The sequence below is a fragment of the Leifsonia aquatica H1aii genome, from assembly GCF_000633535.1.
GTDB lineage: Bacteria > Actinomycetota > Actinomycetes > Actinomycetales > Microbacteriaceae > Leifsonia > Leifsonia aquatica_A.
On the sequence record NZ_AYMR01000010.1, the window covers coordinates 68,206 to 90,099 of the forward strand.

Annotated in this window: 18 protein-coding genes; 4 read left to right on the forward strand and 14 right to left on the reverse strand. The window is 69.7% G+C overall.

Going from position 1 to position 21,894, the window contains the following annotated elements; all coding sequences use genetic code 11:
* Nucleotides 1–7 precede the first annotated feature (7 nt).
* From U870_RS0112045 to U870_RS0112065, 5 genes are all read right to left on the reverse strand, one after another.
* Complete coding sequence (locus tag U870_RS0112045) at nt 8–1,756, reverse strand: peptidoglycan D,D-transpeptidase FtsI family protein (RefSeq protein WP_025157640.1); 1,749 nt, start codon at nt 1,754–1,756, stop codon at nt 8–10.
* Between the two features lie 19 nt (nt 1,757–1,775).
* On the reverse strand, nt 1,776–2,414 hold the full coding sequence (locus U870_RS0112050) for a hypothetical protein (RefSeq protein WP_025157641.1): 639 nt from the start codon (nt 2,412–2,414) through the stop codon (nt 1,776–1,778).
* Nucleotides 2,411–3,376: a 16S rRNA (cytosine(1402)-N(4))-methyltransferase RsmH gene (gene rsmH / locus U870_RS0112055; protein WP_025157642.1), complete on the reverse strand. Its 966-nt coding sequence runs from the start codon at nt 3,374–3,376 to the stop codon at nt 2,411–2,413. Before rsmH ends, U870_RS0112050 begins: the two co-directional genes overlap by 4 nt.
* 102 nt (nt 3,377–3,478) lie before the next feature.
* On the reverse strand, nt 3,479–3,910 hold the full coding sequence (gene mraZ, locus U870_RS0112060) for a division/cell wall cluster transcriptional repressor MraZ (RefSeq protein ID WP_025157643.1): 432 nt from the start codon (nt 3,908–3,910) through the stop codon (nt 3,479–3,481).
* A 259-nt stretch (nt 3,911–4,169) separates the two neighbouring features.
* Entirely contained in the window at nt 4,170–4,553 is a 384-nt protein-coding gene (locus U870_RS0112065) for a DUF3040 domain-containing protein (RefSeq protein ID WP_025157644.1), read from the reverse strand.
* Between the two features lie 76 nt (nt 4,554–4,629).
* Between U870_RS0112065 and U870_RS0112070 the strand changes: the two genes are divergently transcribed.
* Nucleotides 4,630–5,745, forward strand: coding sequence for a polyprenyl synthetase family protein (locus tag U870_RS0112070; protein ID WP_025157645.1), 1,116 nt, complete (start codon nt 4,630–4,632; stop codon nt 5,743–5,745).
* A gap of 27 nt (nt 5,746–5,772) precedes the next feature.
* Here U870_RS0112070 and U870_RS0112075 read toward each other — a convergent pair whose 3' ends face one another.
* On the reverse strand, nt 5,773–6,114 hold the full coding sequence (locus U870_RS0112075; RefSeq protein ID WP_025157646.1) for an Rv2175c family DNA-binding protein: 342 nt from the start codon (nt 6,112–6,114) through the stop codon (nt 5,773–5,775).
* A 282-nt stretch (nt 6,115–6,396) separates the two neighbouring features.
* Between U870_RS0112075 and U870_RS0112080 the strand changes: the two genes are divergently transcribed.
* Both U870_RS0112080 and pknB read left to right on the forward strand, forming a co-directional pair.
* Nucleotides 6,397–7,389, forward strand: a complete 993-nt coding sequence (locus tag U870_RS0112080; protein ID WP_430623525.1) for a LysM peptidoglycan-binding domain-containing protein — start codon at nt 6,397–6,399, stop codon at nt 7,387–7,389.
* A 97-nt stretch (nt 7,390–7,486) separates the two neighbouring features.
* The gene (gene pknB / locus U870_RS0112085; protein WP_025157648.1) at nt 7,487–9,388 is read left to right on the forward strand and encodes a Stk1 family PASTA domain-containing Ser/Thr kinase; all 1,902 of its coding nucleotides are present in this window, start codon (nt 7,487–7,489) and stop codon (nt 9,386–9,388) included.
* A gap of 76 nt (nt 9,389–9,464) precedes the next feature.
* On the opposite strand, the gene U870_RS0112090 is transcribed toward pknB, so the two are convergent.
* The 3 genes from U870_RS0112090 to U870_RS0112100 form a co-directional block, all read right to left on the reverse strand.
* Nucleotides 9,465–10,850 (reverse strand): class II 3-deoxy-7-phosphoheptulonate synthase, encoded by a 1,386-nt coding sequence (locus U870_RS0112090; RefSeq protein WP_240183689.1) that lies wholly within the window; start codon nt 10,848–10,850, stop codon nt 9,465–9,467.
* Between the two features lie 101 nt (nt 10,851–10,951).
* Nucleotides 10,952–11,641 (reverse strand): lysophospholipid acyltransferase family protein, encoded by a 690-nt coding sequence (locus U870_RS0112095; RefSeq protein WP_029947517.1) that lies wholly within the window; start codon nt 11,639–11,641, stop codon nt 10,952–10,954.
* A 28-nt stretch (nt 11,642–11,669) separates the two neighbouring features.
* Entirely contained in the window at nt 11,670–12,617 is a 948-nt protein-coding gene (locus U870_RS0112100; protein WP_025157650.1) for an ROK family glucokinase, read from the reverse strand.
* Between the two features lie 148 nt (nt 12,618–12,765).
* On the opposite strand from U870_RS0112100, the gene U870_RS0112105 reads away from it, so the two are divergent.
* Nucleotides 12,766–14,595 carry an AMP-dependent synthetase/ligase gene (locus U870_RS0112105; RefSeq protein WP_025157651.1) on the forward strand — a complete coding sequence of 610 codons (1,830 nt, stop codon included), beginning with the start codon at nt 12,766–12,768 and terminating at the stop codon, nt 14,593–14,595.
* Nucleotides 14,596–14,623: 28 nt separating this feature from the next.
* On the opposite strand, the gene U870_RS23165 is transcribed toward U870_RS0112105, so the two are convergent.
* From U870_RS23165 to U870_RS0112130, 5 genes are all read right to left on the reverse strand, one after another.
* A complete protein-coding gene (locus U870_RS23165; RefSeq protein ID WP_025157652.1) occupies nt 14,624–15,535 on the reverse strand; it encodes an endonuclease domain-containing protein in 912 nt (303 codons plus the stop codon).
* A 147-nt stretch (nt 15,536–15,682) separates the two neighbouring features.
* On the reverse strand, nt 15,683–16,528 hold the full coding sequence (locus U870_RS0112115) for an NAD-dependent epimerase/dehydratase family protein (RefSeq protein WP_025157653.1): 846 nt from the start codon (nt 16,526–16,528) through the stop codon (nt 15,683–15,685).
* A gap of 35 nt (nt 16,529–16,563) precedes the next feature.
* Nucleotides 16,564–17,055, reverse strand: a complete 492-nt coding sequence (gene def, locus U870_RS0112120) for a peptide deformylase (protein WP_025157654.1) — start codon at nt 17,053–17,055, stop codon at nt 16,564–16,566.
* Between the two features lie 44 nt (nt 17,056–17,099).
* A complete protein-coding gene (locus tag U870_RS0112125) occupies nt 17,100–18,404 on the reverse strand; it encodes a MinD/ParA family ATP-binding protein (RefSeq protein WP_025157655.1) in 1,305 nt (434 codons plus the stop codon).
* 55 nt (nt 18,405–18,459) lie between these two features.
* The gene (locus U870_RS0112130; RefSeq protein ID WP_025157656.1) at nt 18,460–21,864 is read right to left on the reverse strand and encodes a pyruvate carboxylase; all 3,405 of its coding nucleotides are present in this window, start codon (nt 21,862–21,864) and stop codon (nt 18,460–18,462) included.
* Between the last annotated feature and the right edge of the window lie 30 nt (nt 21,865–21,894).

Below are 21,894 nucleotides of genomic sequence, written 5' to 3' on the forward strand. Positions count from 1 at the left end.
CTCACTTTCAGTAGTACGGAGGGTAGTCGGCCGGGTTCGACGTCGAGGGCTTCACCCGGTAGGTCTTCAGCACCTGGCTCGTGATCGTGTGGAACAGCGGAGCGGCGGCTGCCGACGAAGTAATGGTAGTCGGGTATCCGAGGTTGACCGAAACGACGTACTGGGGATCGTCGACCGGAGCGACCCCCATGACCGAGACGTAGTAGGAGGGCAGGTAGCCGCCCTTTCCGTCCGGCTGCTGGGCCGTACCGGTCTTCGCTGCGACGCGGTATCCCGGGATCTGGAGCTGCTTCGCCAGCTCGCCCTTGGTGACCACCGACTCCATCATCCCGAGCGTGGTGCTGGCCGCCTCCGGCGAGACGACCTGGGTCGCCTTCGGGGACGGCACCTCGGTCACCTTGCCGTCCGAGTCCGTGCAGCCCTCGACCAGCGACAGCGGGATCCGGGTGCCGCCGTTCGCCAGCGCCTGGTAGGCGTCGACCATCTGCAGCTGCGTCGCCGAGACCCCCTGACCGAACATGGTCGCGTACTTGGTCTGGTCGTCCCACTCGGAGACGGGGTGCAACTCGCCGTTCGACTGGCCGGGGTAGGGCAACCCGCTGCTGTCGCCGATGCCGAACTTCTTCAGGTAGTCGTAGCGGGTGTCGTCGGTGAGCGCACGGCCCAGCTGTGACATCCCGGTGTTCGACGACATCATGAGCACCCCGGTCAGCGTCAACCGGAGCGGGGAGTGGTACCCGGAGTCGTGCAGGTCGGCGCCGTTGCCGGACTTCCACTCGTAGGGCGCGAGCACCTGGGAGCCGGGGTTGGCCTTGCCCTGGTCGATCAGCATGGCTGCCGTGAGCGCCTTGAACGTCGACCCCGGCTCGTACGGGTCGGTCAGGGGCAGCAGACGCCAGTACGACGGATCCGTGGCGTCCAGGTTGTTCGGATCGGCCGCCGGCCACTGCGCGACGGCCTTGATCTTGCCCGTCTTCGCCTCGGCCACCGTCACGAAGCCGAACTTCGATCCGGTCGCCTGCACCTGCTGGGCCAGCGTCTGGGTGGCGAACCACTCGAGGTCGCTGTCGATCGTCAGCTTGACCGTCCCGCCGTCCTTGGCGGGTGTCTGCACGACGGTGCTGCCGGGGATCGCCACGCCGTCCGCGCCCTGCTGGTAGGTCTCCTTGCCGTTGCGACCGGCGAGGCAGCCGTTCTCGCTCTCCTCGAGGCCGCCCTTGCCCGAGTCGGTCACATAGCCGAGCAGGTTTCCAGCGACGGCGCCGTTCGGGTAGCTGCGGGTCTGGACCTTGGTGAAGGCGAGCCACGGGTAGGGCAGCGCGTTCAGCTTGTCGAACATGCCGACGTCCATCCCCGACTTGATCAGCACGTACTGCGACTTGGGATTCGCCGCCAGCGCGTCGTCGAAGAGCTTCACGACCGCGTCGGCGCCCTGTCCGGTGATCGCCCCGATCTTGGCCGCGGCCTCCTCCATCTTCTTGTGACCGTCGGTGCCTGCGACGGCGTCGACCGGCGAGGCCTGGGCGGAGTACTTGTAGATCGTCGTGGCCAGCACGGTGCCGTCGGAGGAGACGATGTCGCCGCGGTTGCCGTACAGGGTCGTCGACTGCTCCTTGGCGTCGACCGACTGGGCCTGCAGGGCGTCGGCGCGCACCACCTGGATGTCCACGAGCTTCGCACCGAGGATGCCGACGGTGACCGCGACGGCCGCCACCGTGACGGCCGTGCGCCGCCGCAACATCTTCTTGCTGGTCATGCGTGCGTCCGTCCCGTCGTCAGTGCGTCACCGGCGTGGGCAACGCTCCCTGCAACGGTACGGTCGGGGTGCCTGCGGGCGGGGTCGCCGCACCCGTGCTTGCGGAATTCCCAGCTTGCGTCGCCGGAGGCGCGGCCGGCTGCTGCGCGTTAACCAGGCCGACGCCGGAGAGCAGTGCGTTCGGCACCAGGTTGCCCTGTCCCCCCGTCACCGTCCCCGCCGCGCCCGTCGCGGCGATGGGGGCGCCCAGCACCGCTCCGTCGGAGAGCCGCAGATAGGCCGGGTTGCTGTTGCTGACCATGCCGAGCGCATTCGCGTTCGCCGCGAGGTTCTGCGGCGAGGAGACCCTGGTCAGGTCCTCCGACGCCGCCTGCAGGGAGCGTTGGAGGCTCGTCTGCTGGGTCTGGAGGCCGTTCAGGGTGTACGCGCCCTGTGAGATCGCGATGCTTAGGAGCAGCTGGGCCACGACGATGACGAGCAGCGACCCGACGGCGATGACCGCGTAGAGCGCACGCGGACGCGCCCGTCGCTGGGACCGGGTGGAGACGACCTCGAGGTGTCCTCGGCGCTCCTGTTCGGTCGACTCCGGGAGGATGCCCCCGATCCATCCCGCCGCGGGACGGCGTCGCGCGGTCGATTCGGCCAGACTCGTGCTCACGAGGCCCTCCTCACCCGTTCGGCGGCCCGCAGGCGCACCGGAGTCGCCCGCGGGTTCGCGGCCTTCTCGTCGTCGTCCGCGAGCTCGGCGCCGCGGATCAGCAGTTTCAGTTCCGGCCGGTGCTCCGGCAGCTCCACGGGGAGGCCGGGAGGCGCGCTGGAGACCGATCGGGTCTGCAGCTCGCGCTTCACGATGCGGTCCTCGAGCGACTGGTACGCCTCCACGACGATGCGGCCGCCGACGCGCAGGGCGTCGATGGCCGCCGGGATGGCGTGCTCGAGCACCGAGAGCTCCTGGTTGACCTCGATGCGCAGCGCCTGGAACACGCGCTTGGCGGGGTGGCCCTGCCGCTGCACCGCGACCGGTGTCGCCTTGGTGATCACGTCGACCAGCTGCCCCGAGCGGACCAGCGGCTCGCGCGAACGCGCCTCGACGATCTTCTGCGCGTAGCGGGCCGCGAGCTTCTCCTCGCCGTATTCGCGGAAGATCCGGCGCAGGTCGGCCTCGGAGTACTCCCGCACGATCACCTCGGCGGTGAGCTCGCTCGTGCCGTCCATGCGCATGTCCAGCGGCGCATCCTTGGAGTACGAGAAGCCGCGCTCGACACGGTCGAGCTGCAGCGACGAGACGCCGAGGTCGAAGAGGATGCCGTCGGCCTCGCCGATGCCGAGACCGTCCAGCGCCTCGCGGATCCCGTCGTACACCGTGTGCACGAGGTGCACGCGGTCGCCGAAACGCTCCAGCCGCTCCCCCGCGATGGCCAGGGCCTCGGGGTCGCGGTCGAGCCCGACCAGAACGGCCTCGGGGAAGCGCTCGAGCACGCCCGCGGAGTGGCCGCCCATGCCGAGCGTGGCGTCGACGAAGATCGCGCCGGGGCGCTCGAGGGCCGGCGCGAGCAGCTCGATGCACCGCTCCAGGAGTACCGGAGTGTGGATGTCGTCGTGATTCGTGGATTCGCCCATGGTCTCTGAGGTCCGTGCCCCTGGTTCCGGATCCCCATCCATTCCGACCTGCCGCCGGGGAAGTGGCGTCAGGGCGTATGGCTGGGAGTCCGGCGTCAGGCGCTAGAACAGCCCCGGGATCACCTCCTCGTCGGTCTCTGCGAATGTGGATTCCTGCTCGGCCAGGTAGGTCTCCCACGCCTGGGCGTCCCAGATCTCGGCGCGGCTGCCCGCACCGATCACGACCAGGTCGCGATCGAGTCCCGCGTATGAGCGCAGCGTCTGCGGGATGGTCACCCGGTTCTGCTTGTCGGGGATCTCCGCGCTCGCCCCGGAGAGGAAGACGCGCAGATAGTCGCGGGCCTGCTTGCTCGTCACCGGCGCCTGGCGAATCTTCTCGTGCAGCGCCTCGAACTCGCGCTGGCTGAAGACGTAGACGCAGTGCTCCTGGCCGCGGGTCAGGACGAGGCCGGACTCGAGCTCATCGCGGAACTTGGCGGGCAGGATGATGCGCCCCTTCTCGTCCAGTTTGGGGGCGTGAGTACCGAGGAACATCGGACGCCTCCCCACTCTTCCGGCCCAAGGTCGTGGTGCACCTCCACTTTACTCCACTTCCATCCACAAAATCACGCACATTGGGAATATTGGCCCAAAAGGGGGTGTTTGGCCCGCGGAAAATCAACGATTTCGGTGGTGGAGGAAAGTGGAGCGAAAATGCACTCAAAGGGAGGAAACCGGGCATGAAAAAAGGCCGATCCAGAGGATCGGCCCGGTGCTGCCACTCAGGCAGCGGGGTGGTGCGACGGGGAGGGGGTCAGCCCTGCCCGTCCTGCCGCTTGTCCCAGCGGTCGTTGAGCTTGTCCATGAAGCCGCTCTGCCCGGCGCGGCCGGCCTTGGCGCTCGTCGGCGCCGCAGGCGCGTCGGGGTCGATCGCGACCCGCTTGCCCGGAGCGATGGCGAGGAGCACCCCGCCGAACATAACGACGAAGCCCAGGATGCCGACGACCGGCTGCTGGACGAAGACTCCAGTGATCAGCACACCGATGCCGACCACCGCGATCAGCACACCGAGGACGATCGACCGGTACGCGGGTCGCACCCGCTTGCCGCCGACCTTGGCGACGAAATCGGCGTCGTTCTGATAGAGGCTGCGCTCCATCTCTTCGAGGAGGCGCTGCTCGTGCTCCGAAAGCGGCATCCGTTTCCCCCTCTTTCTCGTGGGTTCAAGCCTGTGTGGCTGATTGTAGCCGTGCGTCTCTGACTAGGCTAGGCATGTGTCTGAAAGCATCCGATTCGTCGACCTGATCCAGTCAAGAATCGATGGATTCTTCGATGTCCGTGCCTCTATTCTCGTCTCCATCGCGGACGAGCTCTCTCCGATAGCGGCTTTCTCAAGGGATTTTCTCAGCGGCGGTAAACGGTTCCGTGCTCTCTTCTGCTTCTGGGGCTGGCAGGCCGTGCGCACGGCGGCCGGCGACGACGACGCGCCGGTCACCACGGGCGGCCCGCTGGACGCCGTCGTCTCGGTGGCGAGCGCGCTCGAGCTGTTCCACGCCGCGGCCCTGGTCCATGACGACCTGATCGACAACTCCGACACCCGCCGGGGCGCTCCGTCCGCCCATCGGCGGTTCGAGAGCCTTCACGGCCAGGAGGGATGGAAGGGCTCGGGCGAGACCTTCGGCCACGGCGCGGCGACGCTCCTGGGCGACCTCTTGCTCATCCTGAGCGACGAGCTCTTCGACGAAGGACTCACCCAGGCGGTCAGCCCGTCGGCGCGCCGAGCCGCACGCCGGGAATTCAACCGGATGCGGATCGACGTCACCGCGGGCCAATACCTCGACATCTTCGAGGAGATCGGCTGGGCCGGTCGTCCGGACGCGGATCAGCTCGCGCGCGCCGAGCGCGTCATCGTCTACAAGTCCGCGAAGTACAGCATCGAATCACCGCTGCTCATCGGGGCCAGTCTCGCGGGAGCGACCGTCGGCCAGCTGGACGCCCTGCGCTCCTTCGGGCTCCCGCTCGGAATCGCCTACCAGCTCCGCGACGACCTGCTCGGGGTCTTCGGCGACGCCGACGTGACCGGCAAGCCGAGCGGCGACGATCTGCGCGAGGGCAAGCGCACGGTGCTCGTCGCCCTCACGCGCGAAGCGGTCCCCACGGGCGTGCGCGCCACGCTGGACGAGCTGCTCGGGGATCCGGACCTCAGTGCGCAGCAGGTCTCCATGCTGCAGTCGACCATCCGCGAGTCGGGCGCGGTGGACACGGTCGAGCGGATGATCGCCGACAACGTGCGGCGTGCCATCGACGCCCTGGACGCCGCTCCCATCGGGGAGCAGGCCAAGGCGCAACTGCGCGATCTCGCGATCACGGTCACGCGCCGGACCGCCTGAGCCGGCCGGCGCGGGGACGCCGATCGGTCAGGCGAGCGCCTGCGCGACGCGACGCACCTCGGCCTTGCGCCCGTTGCGCAGCGCCTCGATCGGGGAGGTGCCGAGCGACTCCTCGACGTCGACCATCCAGTCGACCGCCTCCTCGTCGCCGAAGCCGGCGTCGGCGAGCACGACCAGCGTGCCCCGCAGTTCGGGCAGCGGCTCTCCGTCGCGGAGGAAGGACGCCGGGACCTTGATGACGCCGTCGACGCGCTTGGCGCCGAGATGGCGGTCCTCGATCAGACGGCGGACCCGGCTGACGCCGAGTCCCAGCTGGTCGACGAGGTCGGGGATGGTGAGCCACTCGGTGGCCTGGACTCGCTCGTTCACGTCATCAAGCGTGCCACGTCCCGGGCCGGGTCGCGCGCGAGCCCGATTGTTACGATCAGGTAAACTGCTGTCACACCAGTCACTCTGATTGACTCCCTCTCCATTCTGTGTCACCGTGGGGTCCGGCGTGTCACTCGAAAGGGGGGTCCCATGTCCGTACGAGACGACGATGCCACTGCGGAACCGACGACCGCACCGAGGCGCGGCCGCCCCTGGACGGCGTCGGTGCTCGGGTCGGTCCCGATCGCCGTGGCGAGCTCCATCGCAGTGACGCTCAACCTGATGACACCGGCACAGGCCATGCCGCCGCAGACCGCGGAGCTGCCGCGCGACGACGCCCCGCCGACGGGATCGACCCGCATGGCGCCCGATCAGGCCGCCGACGCGACGACCTCGGCTCCGCTGACCACCGTCGCCGGCACACCCACCAGCTACACGGTCGCCTCCGGAGACACCGTCAGCGGCATCGCCGCACGCTTCGGGGTCTCGACCGCCAGCCTGCTCGCCCGGAACGGACTCAGCTGGAAGAGCCTGATCTTCCCCGGCCAGGTCCTGGCCCTCGGCGGAGGTTCCGCACCGGCACCGGCACCGGCCCCGACACCGACACCCGCGCTCGCCGTCACCAAGTACGCCGTCGTCGCCGGCGACACCATCAGCCGCATCGCGGGTCGCTTCGGCGTGCCGACGTCCGCCGTGCTGAGCGCGAACGGGCTCAGCAGCTCGAGCCTCATCTTCCCCGGACAGCAGATCACGATCCCGGGCATGACGACGGCCGCCGTCGTCACCCCCCGGCCGGCCGCCGCGCCCGCACCGCCGTCCGTCGCCGCTCCGGCACCCCTCCCCTCCGCGACCGCCGGCCAGGTGGTCGCTCTGACCGACGAGATGCGCGGCAACGCCGCCCTGATCGTGCGGGTCGGCCACCAGGAGGGCGTCAGCGACCAGGGCATCGTCGTCGCCCTGGCCGCCGCCGCCCAGGAGTCCGGGCTGCGCAACGTCCGCTACGGCGACCGTGACTCGCTCGGCCTGTTCCAGCAGCGGCCCAGCACCGGCTGGGGAACGGCCGCCCAGGTGCTGGACCCGGAGCGCGCCACCCGCGCCTTCTTCGGCGGGTCGGGCAATCCCAACCCCGGACGCACGCGCGGCCTCCTCGACATCCCGGGCTGGACGTCGATGACCGTCACCCAGGCAGCCCAGGCCGTGCAGATCTCCGCCTACCCGGATGCCTACGCCAAGTGGGAGACCTCGGCGCGCGCCTGGCTCACCCAGCTCGGCTGACCCGAGTGGGCCGCAGAAGGTCACAGCCGGATCACAGCCCTCGCGCACACCGGTGTTTTGCAGGGTCCACGCACCCGGCGTTCCCTAGACTCGACTCGTGACCACGAGCCAGACCGACCCCTTGATCGGCCGTCTTATCGACGGCCGCTACCAGGTGCGCTCGCGGATCGCCCGAGGCGGCATGGCGACGGTCTACCTCGCCACCGATCTGCGGCTCGAACGCCGGGTCGCCATCAAGGTCATGCACGGGCACCTGGCCGACGACAGCACTTTCAAGAGCCGGTTCGTCCAGGAGGCACGCTCGGCAGCACGGCTGGCCCACCCCAACGTCGTCAACGTCTTCGACCAGGGCCAGGACTCCGACATGGCCTACCTGGTCATGGAGTACCTCCCCGGCATCACCCTGCGCGACCTGCTCAAGGACTACGGCAAGCTGACGCCCGAGCAGACCATCGACATCATGGAAGCCGTCCTCGGCGGCCTGGCCGCCGCACACAAGGCCGGCATCGTGCACCGCGACCTCAAGCCCGAGAACGTGCTCCTCGCGGACGACGGCCGGATCAAGATCGGCGACTTCGGGCTCGCGCGCGCCGCCAGCGCCAACACCGCCACCGGGCAGGCACTGCTCGGAACCATCGCCTACCTGTCCCCCGAGCTGGTCACCCGAGGCGTGGCGGACGCGCGCAGCGACATCTACGCGCTCGGCATCATGATGTTCGAGATGCTGACCGGAGAGCAGCCCTTCCAAGGCGAGCAGCCGATGCAGATCGCCTATCAGCACGCGAACGACGCCGTGCCGGCCCCCAGCAGCAAGAACCCAGGCGTGCCCCCGGAGCTCGACGAACTCGTGCTCTGGGCGACCGAGAAGGATCCGGACCGGCGCCCGAAAGACGCACGCGAGATGCTCGACCGCCTCATCGAGGCCGAGAAGTCCATCCGCGGCGAGGCAGTCCTGCAGCCGACGATGGTGCTGCCCCCGGCGTACAGCGTCGACGAGGGCGATACCCAGATCATCAACCCGGCGATCCGCCAGCAGGTGGCCGCCAACACCCCCAGCACCGCCGACGCGCTGACCGCAGCGGCCAAGCGCCGTCGCGGCAAGGGCTGGTGGCTGTTCGCGCTGATCATCCTGCTCGCCGGCGTCGCCGGCGGGACCGGCTGGTACTTCGGCTCCGGCCCCGGCTCGCTCGTCCAGATCCCGAAGCTGGTGAACGTCGCGCCGGACGCGGCCGCCGCGCAGCTCAAGGAGCTCGGCTTCCAGACCAAGGAGGCGCCCGAGTACAGCACGACGGTGAACAAGGGCCTCGTCTCCAGCACCGCCCCGGGAGAGGGCGCATCCGCGGCGCGGGGCAGCCTGGTGACGATACGGATCTCTCAAGGCCCGGCGCCGATCACCCTCGGCGCCCTCGCCGGCAAGACCCTCGACGAGGCGAAGGCCGAGATCACGGGCAAGAAGGCGACCGTCGGCAACACGGTCGAGCAGTTCGACGGCCAGGTCCCGGCAGGCACCGTCATCTCCGCCTCCGGCGCCCTCGACGGCCGCGACCTCTCCCAGGGCGGCGGATACTTCGAGTCGGCGACGGTCGACCTGGTCGTGTCCGTCGGCGCCATCCCGGACGTCGCCGGCAAATCCGTGGGCGACGCGACGGCGATCCTGGCCAAGGTGAACCTGAAGGTGGGACAGGGGCCCGAGAGCTACAGCGACACCGTGGAGAAAGGCGACGTGATCGCCGCGCACCCGCAGAGCGACGTGGTCCACCCGAACGACACCCTCCTGCTCGAGACCTCCAAGGGGCCGGAGCCCGTGCAGATCCCCGACGTCGTCGGCAAGACCTGGGATGTCGCCAAGAAGGCCCTCCAGGCCGCCGGCTTCCAGCTCAAGTACAGTCCGATCGCCGATGTGGCGCCGCCGGCGTTCGTCGTGTCGAAGATCTCCCCCGCGGGCGGCGAGCAGGCCCCCAAGGGCTCGACCATCACGGTGAACTTCTCCGGCTTCTGACCCGACTCCGGGCTGCGCATGAACGCGAAGAGCCCCGTCGTCCGAGGACGGCGGGGCTCTTCGCGTTGATCAGTGCTCAGTCGTTGCCGAGCTCCTCGGCGACCAGGAAGGCCAGCTCGAGCGACTGCATGTGGTTCAGGCGCGGGTCGCACAGCGACTCGTAGCGGGTCGCCAGGGTCTCCTCGTCGATGTGCTCGGAGCCGCCCAGGCACTCCGTCACGTCGTCGCCGGTGAGCTCCACGTGGATGCCGCCGGGGTTGGTCCCCACCGCGCGGTGCGCCTCGAAGAAGCCCTTGACCTCGTCGACCACGTCGTCGAAACGACGGGTCTTGTAGCCATTCGGGGTGGTCAGGCCGTTGCCGTGCATCGGATCGGTCACCCACAGCGGCAACGCGTCCGCGCCCTTGATCGCCTCCAGCAGAGGCGGCAGGGCGTCCCGGATCTTCCCCGCACCCATGCGCGTGATGAAGGTCAGCCGGCCGGGCTCGCGCTCCGGGTCCAGCTTGTCGATCAGGCGCAGCATGGTGTCCGGCGTCGTGGTCGGGCCGAGCTTCACGCCGATCGGGTTGCGGACCCGCGACAGGAAGTCGACGTGGGCGCCGTCGAGATTGCGCGTGCGCTCGCCGATCCAGATGAAGTGCGCCGAGGTGTTGTACGGCGTCCCGGTGCGCGAGTCGATGCGCGTCATCGGCCGCTCGTAGTCCATCAGCAGACCCTCGTGGCTGGCGTAGAACTCCACCCGCTTGAGCTCGTCGAAGTCGGCTCCCGCCGCCTCCATGAACTTGATGGCCTTGTCGATGTCGCGGGCCAGGCCCTCGTAGCGCTGGTTGGCCGGGTTGGCGGCGAAGCCGCGGTTCCAGCTGTGCACCTCGCGCAGGTCGGCGAAACCACCCTGCGTGAAGGCGCGGATGAGGTTCAGCGTGGAGGCGGCCGTGTGGTAGCCCTGCACCAGCCGACGCGGGTCGGCCTGGCGCGACTCCGGCGTGAAGTCGTAGCCGTTGACGATGTCCCCGCGGTACGCCGGCAGCGTCACGTCGCCGCGCGTCTCGGTGTCGCTGGAGCGCGGCTTGGCGAACTGGCCCGCCATCCTGCCCATCTTGATGACCGGCACGGACGCGCCGTAGGTCAGCACGACCGCCATCTGCAGGATGGTCTTCACCCGGTTGCGGATCTGATCCGCGGTGGCCCCGGCGAACGTCTCCGCGCAGTCACCGCCCTGCAGCAGGAAGGCCTTGCCCTCGGCGGCGCGCGCCAGACGCGTGCGCAGCTGGTCCACCTCGCCCGCGAAGACGAGGGGCGGCAGGGTGGCGATCTCGGCGGAGGCGGCGGCCGCGGCCTCCGGGTCCGGCCATGTCGGCTGCTGCTTGATCTCGAGGGTGCGCCAATAGTCCAGGCCCTCGATCACGGACTCGTCTGGTCGCACGACGGGATCTGTGGTCTGTAGCACTGGTCTTCCGCTCATTCAGGGGGCGCGCCGGCACTCGGCCGCGCCGGTGGGATTGGTGGATACCGAGCCTACCGTGCTGCGCCGACCCCGCGTGACCGGGCAACCGGATGTGACGCTCACCGGGCGAGCGAGGCCCGCTTCTCCTTGACCGTGCTGGCGTAGACGTCCATGTACTCCTGGGCGCCCAGCGCGTGCAGCTCGTACATGATCTCGTCGGTGACCGAGCGCAGGATGAACCGGTCGCCCTCCATCCCGTCGAACCGGGAGAAGTCGAGCGGCTCGCCGATGACGATCCCGATGCGGCCGATCTTGGGCAGCCTCTTGCCGATGGGCATGATCTCCGCGGTGTCCACCATCGCGACCGGCACGACCGGTACGCCCGCCTCCAGGATCATCCGGGCGACGCCGGTGCGGCCCCGGTACAGCTTGCCGTCCGGGCTGCGCGTGCCCTCCGGGTAGATGCCGAGGATCTCACCGCGGGCCAGGACGGCAAGGCCCGTGTTGAGTGACGCCTCCGACGCCTTGCCCCCGGAGCGGTCGATCGGCAGCTGGCCGGTGGCCTTCATGAAGGTCTTGGTCGCCCAACCCTTCAGGCCTTTGCGGGTGAAGTAGTCGCTCTTGGCCAGGAAGGACACGTGCCGGTCGACGATGAGCGGCAGGAAGATCGAGTCGATGAACGACAGGTGGTTGCTGGCGAGGATGACCGCGCCCTCGGCGGGCACGTTCTCCACGCCGACCACCCACGGCCGGAAGATCCCGCGCAGGATCGGGCCCACGACCACGTACTTCATCAGCCAGTAGAACATCGCTCTGAAGCCTAACCCCCCGCGCGCCTCAGAGGGAGGCGTGCACGCGGGCCAGGTCGGCGGCGCCGACCACACCCGCGTCGTTCACGAGCTCGGCGATCTTGAACTCCGGCTCCGGGTGGTAGCCGCGCGCGGGGAGGTTCTCGAGATAGGCGAGACGGATCGGCTCCAGCAGCAGCTCCCCCGCCTGGGCGACGCCGCCGCCGAAGACGAAGAGCTGCGGGTCGAGCACGGCGCCGAGGCTGGCGCACGCCTGACCGAGCCAGTCGCCGAGCTCGCGCAGCGCCGCGAGGGCGCCGGGGTCGCCGGACATGATGAGGGCGGAGATGTCGGTGCCCGTCAGCGTGCCGGTGCGCGCGCGCACGTCGGCGAGGGCCTGGCCGATGCCGCCGGCGTCGGCCAGCGCGTTCGCCATCCGCTGCAGGGCGCGGCCCGAGCCGTACTGCTCGATGCAGCCGTGGGCTCCGCATCCGCAGGGCAGGCCGTCGGGCACGACGCGCATGTGCCCGACCTCGGCTCCCGCGCCGAAGCCGCCGCGGAACAGCCGGTCGTTGCTGACGATCGCGCCGCCGACGCCCGTGCCGATGGTGAGGATGACCATGTCGCTCACGAGCCGGCCGGCCCCGAAACGGAACTCGGCCCAGCCCGCCGCGTTGGCGTCGTTCTCGATCAGCACGGGGAGGTCGATGCGCTTCTCGAGCTTCTCCCGGAAGGGTTCGTGCCGCCAGTTGATGTTCGGCGCGTAGTAGACGGTCGACTGCGCGGCGTCGATGAAGCCTGCTGCGGCCACTCCCGCGCCCGCGATCTCCTCCGGGCCGTCGGAGAGTCGCTGGATCATGGCGACGACGGCGTTCTCGATCTCCTCGGGACGGGAGGCGTCGGTCGGGACGCGGTCCTCACGGACGATGACGCCGAGCTCGTCGACGACGGCCCCCGCGATCTTCGTGCCTCCGATGTCGATCCCGATCGCATGCACAGGCAGAAACCTTCCAGGAGGTGACGGGTGGGGAGAGGTGGAGACCGGGCGCCCAGGGCGACTCCAGCCGCACCATCTAGAGTGTAGTTAACCAGTTCGGCCGAAGCCATTCGGCCGGCCCGTGTCCACCGGTATCGAAGGAGCTGCCGTGATCAGTTTCGAATCACCCGCCGTCGTCCCTGCCGACCCCGAGGCCAACTCGACCGATCTGCTGGTCCAGCGTGTCGCCGCGACCCCGGACGCCCCGCTCTTCAGCGTCCCCGACGGCGATGGCTGGCGGGACATCTCCACCGCCGAGTTCCACCGCCAGGTGATCGCCCTGGCCAAGGGGCTCGTCGCCGCCGGCATCCAGCCCGGCGACAAGATCGGCCTGATGTGCAAGACCCGCTACGAGTGGAGCCTGATCGACTTCGCGACTTGGTTCGCGGGCGCCGTGCTGGTGCCGATCTACGAGACGTCGTCCCCCGCCCAGGTGCAGTGGAACATGTCCGACTCCGGTGCGATCGCGGTGATCCTCGAGAACGCCGAGATGCACTCCCGGTTCGACGAGGTCCACGCCGACCTGCCGCTCATCGGCAACGTCTGGCAGCTGCACCTCGGCGACCTCGACAAGCTGGCCGCCGCCGGCACGGACGTCCCGGACGAGGAGATCGAGCGCCGCCGCAATCTCGCCCGCGGCGAGGACATCGCGACGCTCATCTACACCTCGGGATCCACCGGCCGTCCGAAGGGCTGCGTGCTCACCCACTCCAACTTCGTCGAACTGTCCCGCAACTCGGCCGAGGCCCTCTCCGAGCTCATCCGCCAACCGGGCGGCGCCTCCACCCTGCTCTTCATCACCACGGCGCACGTGTTCGCCCGGTTCATCGCCGTCCTCTGCGTCACCGGCGGCGTGAAGGTCGGGCACCAGGCCGACACCAAGCAGCTCCTCCCCGCACTCGCGAGCTTCAAGCCGACGTTCCTCCTGGCCGTCCCACGCGTGTTCGAGAAGGTCTACAACTCGGCGGAGCAGAAGGCCGAGGCCGGTGGCCGCGGCAAGATCTTCCGCGCGGCCGCCGCCGTGGCGGTCGAGCACTCGAAGGCCGTCGAGGCCGGCAGCGTGCCGTTCGGGCTGAAGCTCAAGTTCGCGCTCTACGACCGGCTGGTGTTCAGCAAGCTGCGCGCCGCCATGGGCGGACGGGTGAAGTACGCCGTCTCGGGATCCGCCCCGCTCGGCGCGCACCTCGGCCACTTCTTCCACAGCCTGGGCATCAAGATCCTGGAAGGCTACGGCCTGACCGAGACGACCGCGCCGGCGACGGTCAACCGGCCGGACACGTTCAAGATCGGCACGGTGGGACCGGTGCTCCCGGGCATCGGCGTGCGCTTGGCGGACGACGGCGAGATCCAGGTCAAGGGCATCAACGTCTTCAAGGAGTACTGGCAGAACCCCGAGGCGACCGCGGCCGCGTTCGACGACGGCTGGTTCCGCACCGGCGACCTGGGCTCGTTCGACGAGGACGGCTTCCTCTCGATCACCGGCCGCAAGAAGGAAATCATCGTCACCGCCGGCGGCAAGAACGTCTCCCCCGCCGCCCTCGAGGACCCGATCCGATCGAACCCTCTGGTCGGCCAGGTCGTCGTCGTCGGCGACCAGAAGCCGTTCATCTCGGCCCTGATCACCCTCGACACCGAGATGCTCCCCACCTGGCTCGCCAACAACGGCGAGGACAAGGACATGTCGCTGGCCGAGGCGTCCGTGAACCCGGCCGTCAACGCCGAGATCCAGCGCGCGATCGACGCCGCCAACGCAGGCGTCTCCCGGGCCGAGAGCGTGCGCAAGTTCGTCGTGCTGGCCACCGAGCTGACGGAGGCGAGCGGGCACCTCACGCCCAAGCTCAGCATCAAGCGCAACATCATCCTCGCCGACTTCGCCGACGTCATCGACGGCATCTACAGCGGCAACCCCAAGACGCAGGGCATCTCCCTCGCCTACTGACCCCGTCGCATTCGTGCCGAATGTCGACTTACGCTCGCGCTAAGTCGACATTCGGCACGAATCGTTGGAGGCGGGAGAGGAACGTCGGACGGTCGTGGAAGAGGTCGCGCGCGGTCACACGCACCACGCGCCATCCCTCGGCCTCCAGCAACTCACGCCGGTGGATGTCGAGATGCCACTGCCGCTGATCGACCCGATGCCCGTCGCCCTCGTACTCGAAGGCCAGTCGGAGCCGGGGGACGCTGAGATCGGCGTGCAGGACGAGGCCGCCGCCGTCGACCGTCACGGGCGCGTTCACCTGAACCTCCGCGATCCCGCGCTCCTCGAGGAACAGCCGCAGCAGTGTTTCCGGTCGGGAGTCCGCCCCGAATCGGATCCGCCGCAGCGCCCAGGCGCGCGACCGTGCCCCCTTGGTCCGCTGCAACTCGTCCGAAAGCGCCGCGAGGTCGTCCAACGTGATGACGGGAGCCCGCAGGCGGGCTCCGACGAGGAAGTCACCGGCGGCGACCAGATCCTCGCGATCGAGCATTCCCGAGAGCTGACACCACACGTGCGCTGGAGCCGAGACGGGCAGGCCGTCCACGAACGTCCCTTCCACGCTCCCCAGGCTGTGACCGATGACGCCCCGTCGCCGTGGCGGCGTGCGCGGAAAGGCGACGGCCACCCGGACCGGGTTCTGCGCCACGCCCGGCGGGAGCGGAATGCCGAGCAGCGCAGCGGCCGTCTGATGGCTGAAGAAGGCACCGTCGGGCATGACCCCTACGTAGGCGCGGCAGAGCGCCACCACCTCGTCCGACGGCGCGAAGGTGTGGACGCCGTGGAACGGATGGGAGAGGTCCCGAGCGCGCAACCGCGATGCGCTCACCCCGGCGAGGCGGGCGTCCTCCGAGGTGAACGAGGTTCCCCCCAGAGCGGAGGGCAGTGGTTCCGGCGTTCGCATGCCTTCATCGTGGCTGCGCCGCGCGCCGCTGTCCTGCGCGTTGCCCGTTCTGTGGAAAACCCCTCGCCGCTCCACGGCCTGGGGAGGAACATTCGTCACGAATGAAGCGAATGCCGCGCGCAAAGGCGACATTCGGCACGAATGTCGTCAGGCGGGGTCGCGCCAGGAGTGGGTGGGGGCGTAGCCGAGGAGGCGGCGGGCCTTCGCGATGGAGAGGAGGGTGTCGTTGACGCCGAGGTCGCCCTTCAGGGGGACGCCGGGGAAGACCTCGGCGACGAGCTCGGCGTTGGGACGGGTCATCACGGTGTCGGCGGCGGCGATGATGAAGCGGTCGAAGCCGGTGGCCTCCCAGTCGAGGGCGCGCTTGATCGCCTGAGCGCCGTCGCGGGCGTCGATGTAGCCCCACAGGTTCCACTTGCGGGCCCGCGCGTCGGCGTCGTACGACGGGAAGTCGGCGTAGTCGGCCGGATCCATGACGTTGGAGAACCGCAGCGCGACGATCTTGAGGGAGGGATCCCAGCGCACGAGCTCGATCGCCATCTGCTCCTCGAGGTGCTTGACCAGCGAGTAGGTCGACTCGGGCCGCGCCGGGTAGTCCTCGTCGACGGGGATGTACGGCGGCGGCACGTCGAAGGGCAGGCCGAGCACGGTCTCGCTCGACGCGTACACGATGTTCCGGATGCCCGCGCGGCGCGCCGCCTGGAAGACGTTGTAGGTCACCCGGATGTTGTTGTGGAAGGTCGCCGCGTCGCTCAGGATGCCCGGCGCGGGGATGGCGGCCAGGTGCACGATCGCGTCGAAGCCGGTGTGCTGGTCGTCGACGCCGAGGATGGCGTCGAGGGTCTGACCGTAGTCGGTGAGGTCGACCCGCACGAAGCCGGGCCCGCGCTCCCCCGCCGCGTCGAGGCTGACGACGTCGTCGCCGCCCGCCCGCAGTTCGCGGACGACGGTGCGTCCGAGCTTGCCTGATCCTCCGGTGACCGCGATGCGCATGAGGTCAGTCTAGGAGGCGGGAGGGGCGCCCCGGGTCAGAACCAGTCGCTCTCGCGCACCTGCTTCATGGCCTCGCGCCGGGTCTCCTTGTCGAGACGGTCGAGGTACAGCTTTCCGTCGAGGTGGTCGGTCTCGTGCTGGAGCGCCTGCGCCATGACGCCGGTGCCGGAGACCTCGATCTCGTTGCCGTCGACGTCGAGCCCGCGCACGCGGGCGAAGGGATAACGGAGGGTCTTGAACCAGAGGCCGGGCACCGACAGGCAGCCCTCGTCGACGAGCTCGGGCTCGCCGGACACCTCCACCAGCTCCGGGTTGATGACGTAGCCGACCTCGCCGTCCACGTTGTAGCTGAACGCGCGCAGATTGACGCCGATCTGCGGCGCCGCGACCCCGGCCCGCCCGGGCGGGAGGACGCTGTCGACCAGGTCCTCGACGAGGCCGCGCACCCCCTCGTCGATCTCACCGACGGGCAGGGACGGGGTCTTCAGGACGGGGTCGCCGAAGATGCGGATCTGACGCTCGGTCACAGGTACTCCTCGATGGTGCGGCTGCTCGATGGCGGCGGTCGGGCTCAGTCGCGCTCGGTCGGCAGGCCCTCGACCACGAGCGCGGCGAGGGTGCGGGCGGAGAGCTTGGTCAACGGCTTGAGCGCCTTCCACTGCACCACCGATCCGGCGGCGAGCTGCGGGTCGTACGGGACGCGGACGATCTCGCGGACGCGCGAGCGGAAGTGCGCCTCGATCTCCTCGAGCTTGACCAGGTTCGTGCCCTGCGTCGCGGTGTTGAGGGCGACGATCGCATTGCGCACCAGGTCGCCGTAGCCGTTCGCCTCGAGCCAGGTGAGCGTCTCGGAGGCGAGGCGCGCCTCGTCGACGCTGCCGCCGGAGACGATGACGAGCGAGTCGGCACGCTGCAGCGTCGCACGCATGACCGAATGGACGATGCCGGTGCCGCAGTCGGTGAGCACGATCGAGTAGAACCGCGCGGTGAGGTCGGCGACCACGTTGTAGTCGTTCTCGTCGAACGCCTCCGACAGCAGCGGGTCTGTGTCCGACGCGAGGATGTCGAGTCGCGTCTCGTCGCGCGAGACGAGGGCGGAGAAGTCCGTGAAGCCGTTGATGCTGGCGGCCTTGTGGACCACGTCGCGCACGGTCGCCCGGGTCTGCTTGGGCACGCGCTCCGAGAGGGTGCCGCGATCCGGGTTGGCGTCGATGGCGACGATGCGGTCTTCGCGGGCGTCGGCCAGCGCCATCCCGAGCAGCGTGGTGACGGTGGTCTTGCCGACACCGCCCTTGCGGGTGAGCACCGGCACGAAGCGCGTGCCGCCCTCGAACTGCTTCTGGATGCGGTGGTCGAGCTCCTTGCGGGCGCGCACCTTGGCGGAGTCGCCCAGGTTCACCGTCCGGAAGGTCGCGTTGTAGACGAAGCGTTGCCACGGGCCCTCCGGACCGGGACGCGTCTTGCGGTTGACCTCGAGCAGCCGGTCCGCGGTGAGCATGGCCGCCGGCTCCGGCTGGAGCGAGTGCTCGCCACGCATCCGGTCGCGCCGCGACTGCCCGAAGGGCTCGTGGTGGGCGGCGTCGCCGCCCGGCAGCGGAACCACCGGCTCCGCCGCGGCGGTCTCGGTCGGGCCCGTCGCCAGGCGGGAGGCCACGATGGCGACCGACGTGGTGTTCGGCTCGGTCGGCGACGCGACGAAGCCCGGGTCCACCGGGATGTCGTCGATCGCGACGGCGGCCTCGTCGTCCGGGACCTCTCGCGGAGGGGTCGGCGGAAGGTCGACGGCGATGCTCAGCGTCTCGGACGGCGTGAGCGTGAGCTCGTCGTCGACGGGGATGAGATCGCGGCGTTCCGGCTCCTCCGGCTTCTGTGCCACGGTTCTTCGGTCTCCTTCTGCCTCCTCACGGAGGCGACTGCGTCATTGTACGGCGCTAGGCGGGGGTGATCACGACGAGCAGGTCGCCGGCGTCCACCTGCTGGGTCTTCGGGATGGCGAGGCGCTCGATCGTGCCGGCGATGGGCGCGGTGATGGCCGCCTCCATCTTCATGGCCTCGATCGATGCGACGGCCTGACCCGCCTCGACCCGGTCGCCCACGGCCGCGTGCAGTGTGACGACGCCCGAGAACGGCGCCGCGACCTGTCCCGGCTTGGCCGTGTCGGCCTTCTCGGCCGCCTTGGTCTCGACCTCGATGCTGCGGTCGCGCACGAAGACCGGGCGCAGCTGGCCGTTGAGCGTGGTCATGACGGTGCGCATGCCCTTCTCGTCGGCCTCGCCGATGGCCTCCAGCCCGAGGTACAGGCGCACGCCCTTGCTGAACTCGATGACGTGCTCCGAGCCCTGCTTGAGGCCGTAGAGGTAGTCGAGCGAGTCGACGACCGACAGGTCGCCGAAAAGCTCGCGCATCTGCTCGTAAATGCGGGTGGGTGCGGGGAAGAGGAGACGGTTCAGAGCCGCACGACGCTCGTCGCTCGATCCCTCGAGCGCGGCCGCGTCCTCCGCGGGGACGTCCTCCACGCCGACCTTCACGGTCTTGCCGGCGAGCACCTTCGTGCGGAAGGGCTCCGGCCAGCCGCCGGGCAGCTCGCCCAGCTCGCCCGCCATGAAGCCGACGACCGAGTCCGGGATGTCGTAGTTCTGCGGGTTCTCGGCGAAGTCGGCCGGATCGGCGTTGACGGCCGCGAGGTGCAGCGCCAGGTCGCCGACGACCTTGGAGGACGGGGTCACCTTGGGGATGCGGCCGAGGATCTTGTTTGCGGCGGCGTACATGTCCTCGACGAGCTCGAAGTCCTCCGCGAGGCCGAGCGCCTTCGCCTGCTGGCGCAGGTTGGAGAGCTGGCCGCCGGGGATCTCGTGCTTGTAGACGCGTCCGGTCGGGCCGGGCAGACCGGACTCGAACGGCGCGTACACGTGACGCACGGCCTCCCAGTACGGCTCGAGGTCCTCGACGGCGGTCAACGAGATGCCGGTGTCGCGCTCGGTGTGGGCGAGTGCGGCGACGAGGGCGGAGGCGCTCGGCTGGCTGGTGGTGCCGGCCATCGGCGCGCTGGCCACGTCGACCGCGTCCGCTCCGGCGCGCGCAGCGGCGAGCAGCGTCGCGAGCTGGCCGCCCGGGGTGTCGTGCGTGTGGACGTGCACCGGGAGGTCGAACCGCTCGCGGAACGCGGCGACCAGCTTCTCGGCCGCGGACGGGCGCAGCAGTCCGGCCATGTCCTTGATGGCGAGGATGTGCGCGCCCGACTCCACGATCTGCTCGGCGAGCTTCAGGTAGTAGTCGAGGGTGTACAGGTCCTCGGCCGGGTCGAGCAGGTCTCCGGTGTAGCAGACGGCTACCTCGGCGACGGAGGTGCCGGTGGCGAGCACCGACTCGATCGCGGGACGCATCTGCGAGACGTCGTTCAGGGCGTCGAAGATGCGGAAGATGTCGACGCCGGTCGCGGCGGCCTCGCGCACGAACGCGTCGGTGACCTGGGTCGGGTACGGCGTGTAGCCGACCGTGTTGCGGCCGCGCAGCAGCATCTGGATGTTGATGTTCGGCAGTGCTTCGCGGAGGGTCGCCAGCCGCTCCCACGGGTCCTCGGCGAGGAACCGGAGTGCGACGTCGTAGGTCGCGCCGCCCCAGGCCTCGACCGAGAGCAGCTCCGGCGTCATCCGGGCGACGTAGGGCGCGACGGCCACGAGGTCCTTGGTGCGGACGCGGGTCGCCAACAGGGACTGGTGGGCGTCGCGGAAGGTCGTCTCGGTGACGGCCAGCGCCGTCTGTGCGCGCAGGGCCTCGGCGAACCCCTTCGGGCCGAGCTCCAGCAGACGCTGGCGCGATCCGGCGGGAGCCGGGGCGCTCAGGTCGATGCGGGGCAGCTTGTCCGTGGGCTCGGCCGTCTCCGGACGCGGGCCGTTCGGCTGGTTGACGGTGACGTCGGCGAGCCAGTTGAGCACCTTCGTGCCGCGGTCCTTCGACACCCGGCCCTTGAACAGCTCGGGACGCTCCTCGATGAAGGCGGTGGAGACGTCGCCGGCCATGAAGTCGGGGTCTTCGAGGACGGCCTGGAGGAACGGGATGTTCGTGGCGACGCCGCGCACGCGGAACTCCGCCAGGGCGCGGCGGGCGCGCGACACGGCCGCCGGGAAGTCGCGGCCGCGGCAGATGAGCTTGGCCAGCATCGAGTCGAAGTGCGGGCTGATCTGCGAGCCGGGGCTGATCGTCCCGCCGTCGAGGCGGATGCCGCCGCCGCCCGGCGAACGGTAGGTGGTGATCTTGCCGGTGTCCGGGCGGAAGCCGGCCGTCGGGTCCTCTGTGGTGATGCGGCACTGCAGGGCTGCGCCACGGATGTGGACCGTGTCCTGGCTCAGGCCGAGCTCGGCGAGGGTCTCCCCCGCCGCGATGCGCATCTGCGCCTGCACGAGGTCGACGTCGGTGATCTCCTCGGTGACCGTGTGCTCGACCTGGATGCGCGGGTTCATCTCGATGAAGACGTGCTCGCCGGCGCGCTCGCCCGCGGTGTCGAGCAGGAACTCGACCGTTCCGGCGTTCTCGTAGCCGATCGACTTCGCGAAGGCCACGGCGTCGCGGTAGAGCGCCTGGCGGATGTCGTCGGAGAGGTTGGGGGCCGGCGCGATCTCGACGACCTTCTGGTGGCGGCGCTGCACCGAGCAGTCGCGCTCGAACAGGTGCATGGTGTCTCCGGACCCGTCGGCCAGGATCTGCACCTCGATGTGGCGCGGGCGCAGCACGGCCTGCTCCAGGAACATTGTGGGGTCGCCGAAGGCGCTGTCGGCCTCGCGCATGGCCTCCTCGAGCGCGCCGCGCAGCTCGCCCTTGGTGTTGACGCGGCGCATCCCGCGTCCGCCGCCTCCCGCGACCGCCTTGGCGAAGATCGGGAAGCCGATCGCGTCCGCGCCCGCCAGCAGCTCGTCGATGTCGCGCGACGGCGGGGTGGACTTCAGCACCGGGACACCCGCCGCGAGGGCGTGCTCCTTCGCCGTGACCTTGTTGCCCGCCATCTCGAGCACTTCGGCGCGCGGGCCGATGAAGGTGATGCCCGCCGCACGGGCGGCGTCGGCGAGCTCGGGGTTCTCGGAGAGGAAGCCGTATCCCGGATAGATCGCATCGGCGCCGGACTCCTTGGCGACGCGGATGATCTCGCTCACGTCGAGGTAGGCGCGCACCGGGTGCCCAGGCTCCCCGATCTGGTACGCCTCGTCGGCCTTGAGACGGTGCATCGAGTTGCGGTCTTCGTACGGGAAGACGGCGACGGTCTCGGCCCCCAGCTCATAGGCGGCGCGGAACGCACGGATGGCGATTTCTCCGCGATTGGCGACGAGGATCTTTCTGAACATGGGAACCTTTCGAGCAGGGGTCGACACCAC

What these genes read in the sequence shown, in the direction of transcription:
- U870_RS0112065 (WP_025157644.1), bottom strand. Translation starts at nt 4,553, where the DNA reads ATGCCGCTTTCGGAGCACGAGCAGCGCCTCCTCGAAGAGATGGAGCGC.
- U870_RS0112080 (WP_430623525.1), top strand. Translation starts at nt 6,397, where the DNA reads ATGACACCGGCACAGGCCATGCCGCCGCAGACCGCGGAGCTGCCGCGC.
- U870_RS0112095 (WP_029947517.1), bottom strand. Translation starts at nt 11,641, where the DNA reads ATGTTCTACTGGCTGATGAAGTACGTGGTCGTGGGCCCGATCCTGCGC.
- rsmH (WP_025157642.1), bottom strand. Translation starts at nt 3,376, where the DNA reads ATGGGCGAATCCACGAATCACGACGACATCCACACTCCGGTACTCCTG.
- U870_RS23165 (WP_025157652.1), bottom strand. Translation starts at nt 15,535, where the DNA reads ATGCGAACGCCGGAACCACTGCCCTCCGCTCTGGGGGGAACCTCGTTC.
- mraZ (WP_025157643.1), bottom strand. Translation starts at nt 3,910, where the DNA reads ATGTTCCTCGGTACTCACGCCCCCAAACTGGACGAGAAGGGGCGCATC.
- U870_RS0112130 (WP_025157656.1), bottom strand. Translation starts at nt 21,864, where the DNA reads ATGTTCAGAAAGATCCTCGTCGCCAATCGCGGAGAAATCGCCATCCGT.
- U870_RS0112115 (WP_025157653.1), bottom strand. Translation starts at nt 16,528, where the DNA reads ATGCGCATCGCGGTCACCGGAGGATCAGGCAAGCTCGGACGCACCGTC.
- U870_RS0112090 (WP_240183689.1), bottom strand. Translation starts at nt 10,850, where the DNA reads ATGAGCGGAAGACCAGTGCTACAGACCACAGATCCCGTCGTGCGACCA.
- U870_RS0112045 (WP_025157640.1), bottom strand. Translation starts at nt 1,756, where the DNA reads ATGACCAGCAAGAAGATGTTGCGGCGGCGCACGGCCGTCACGGTGGCG.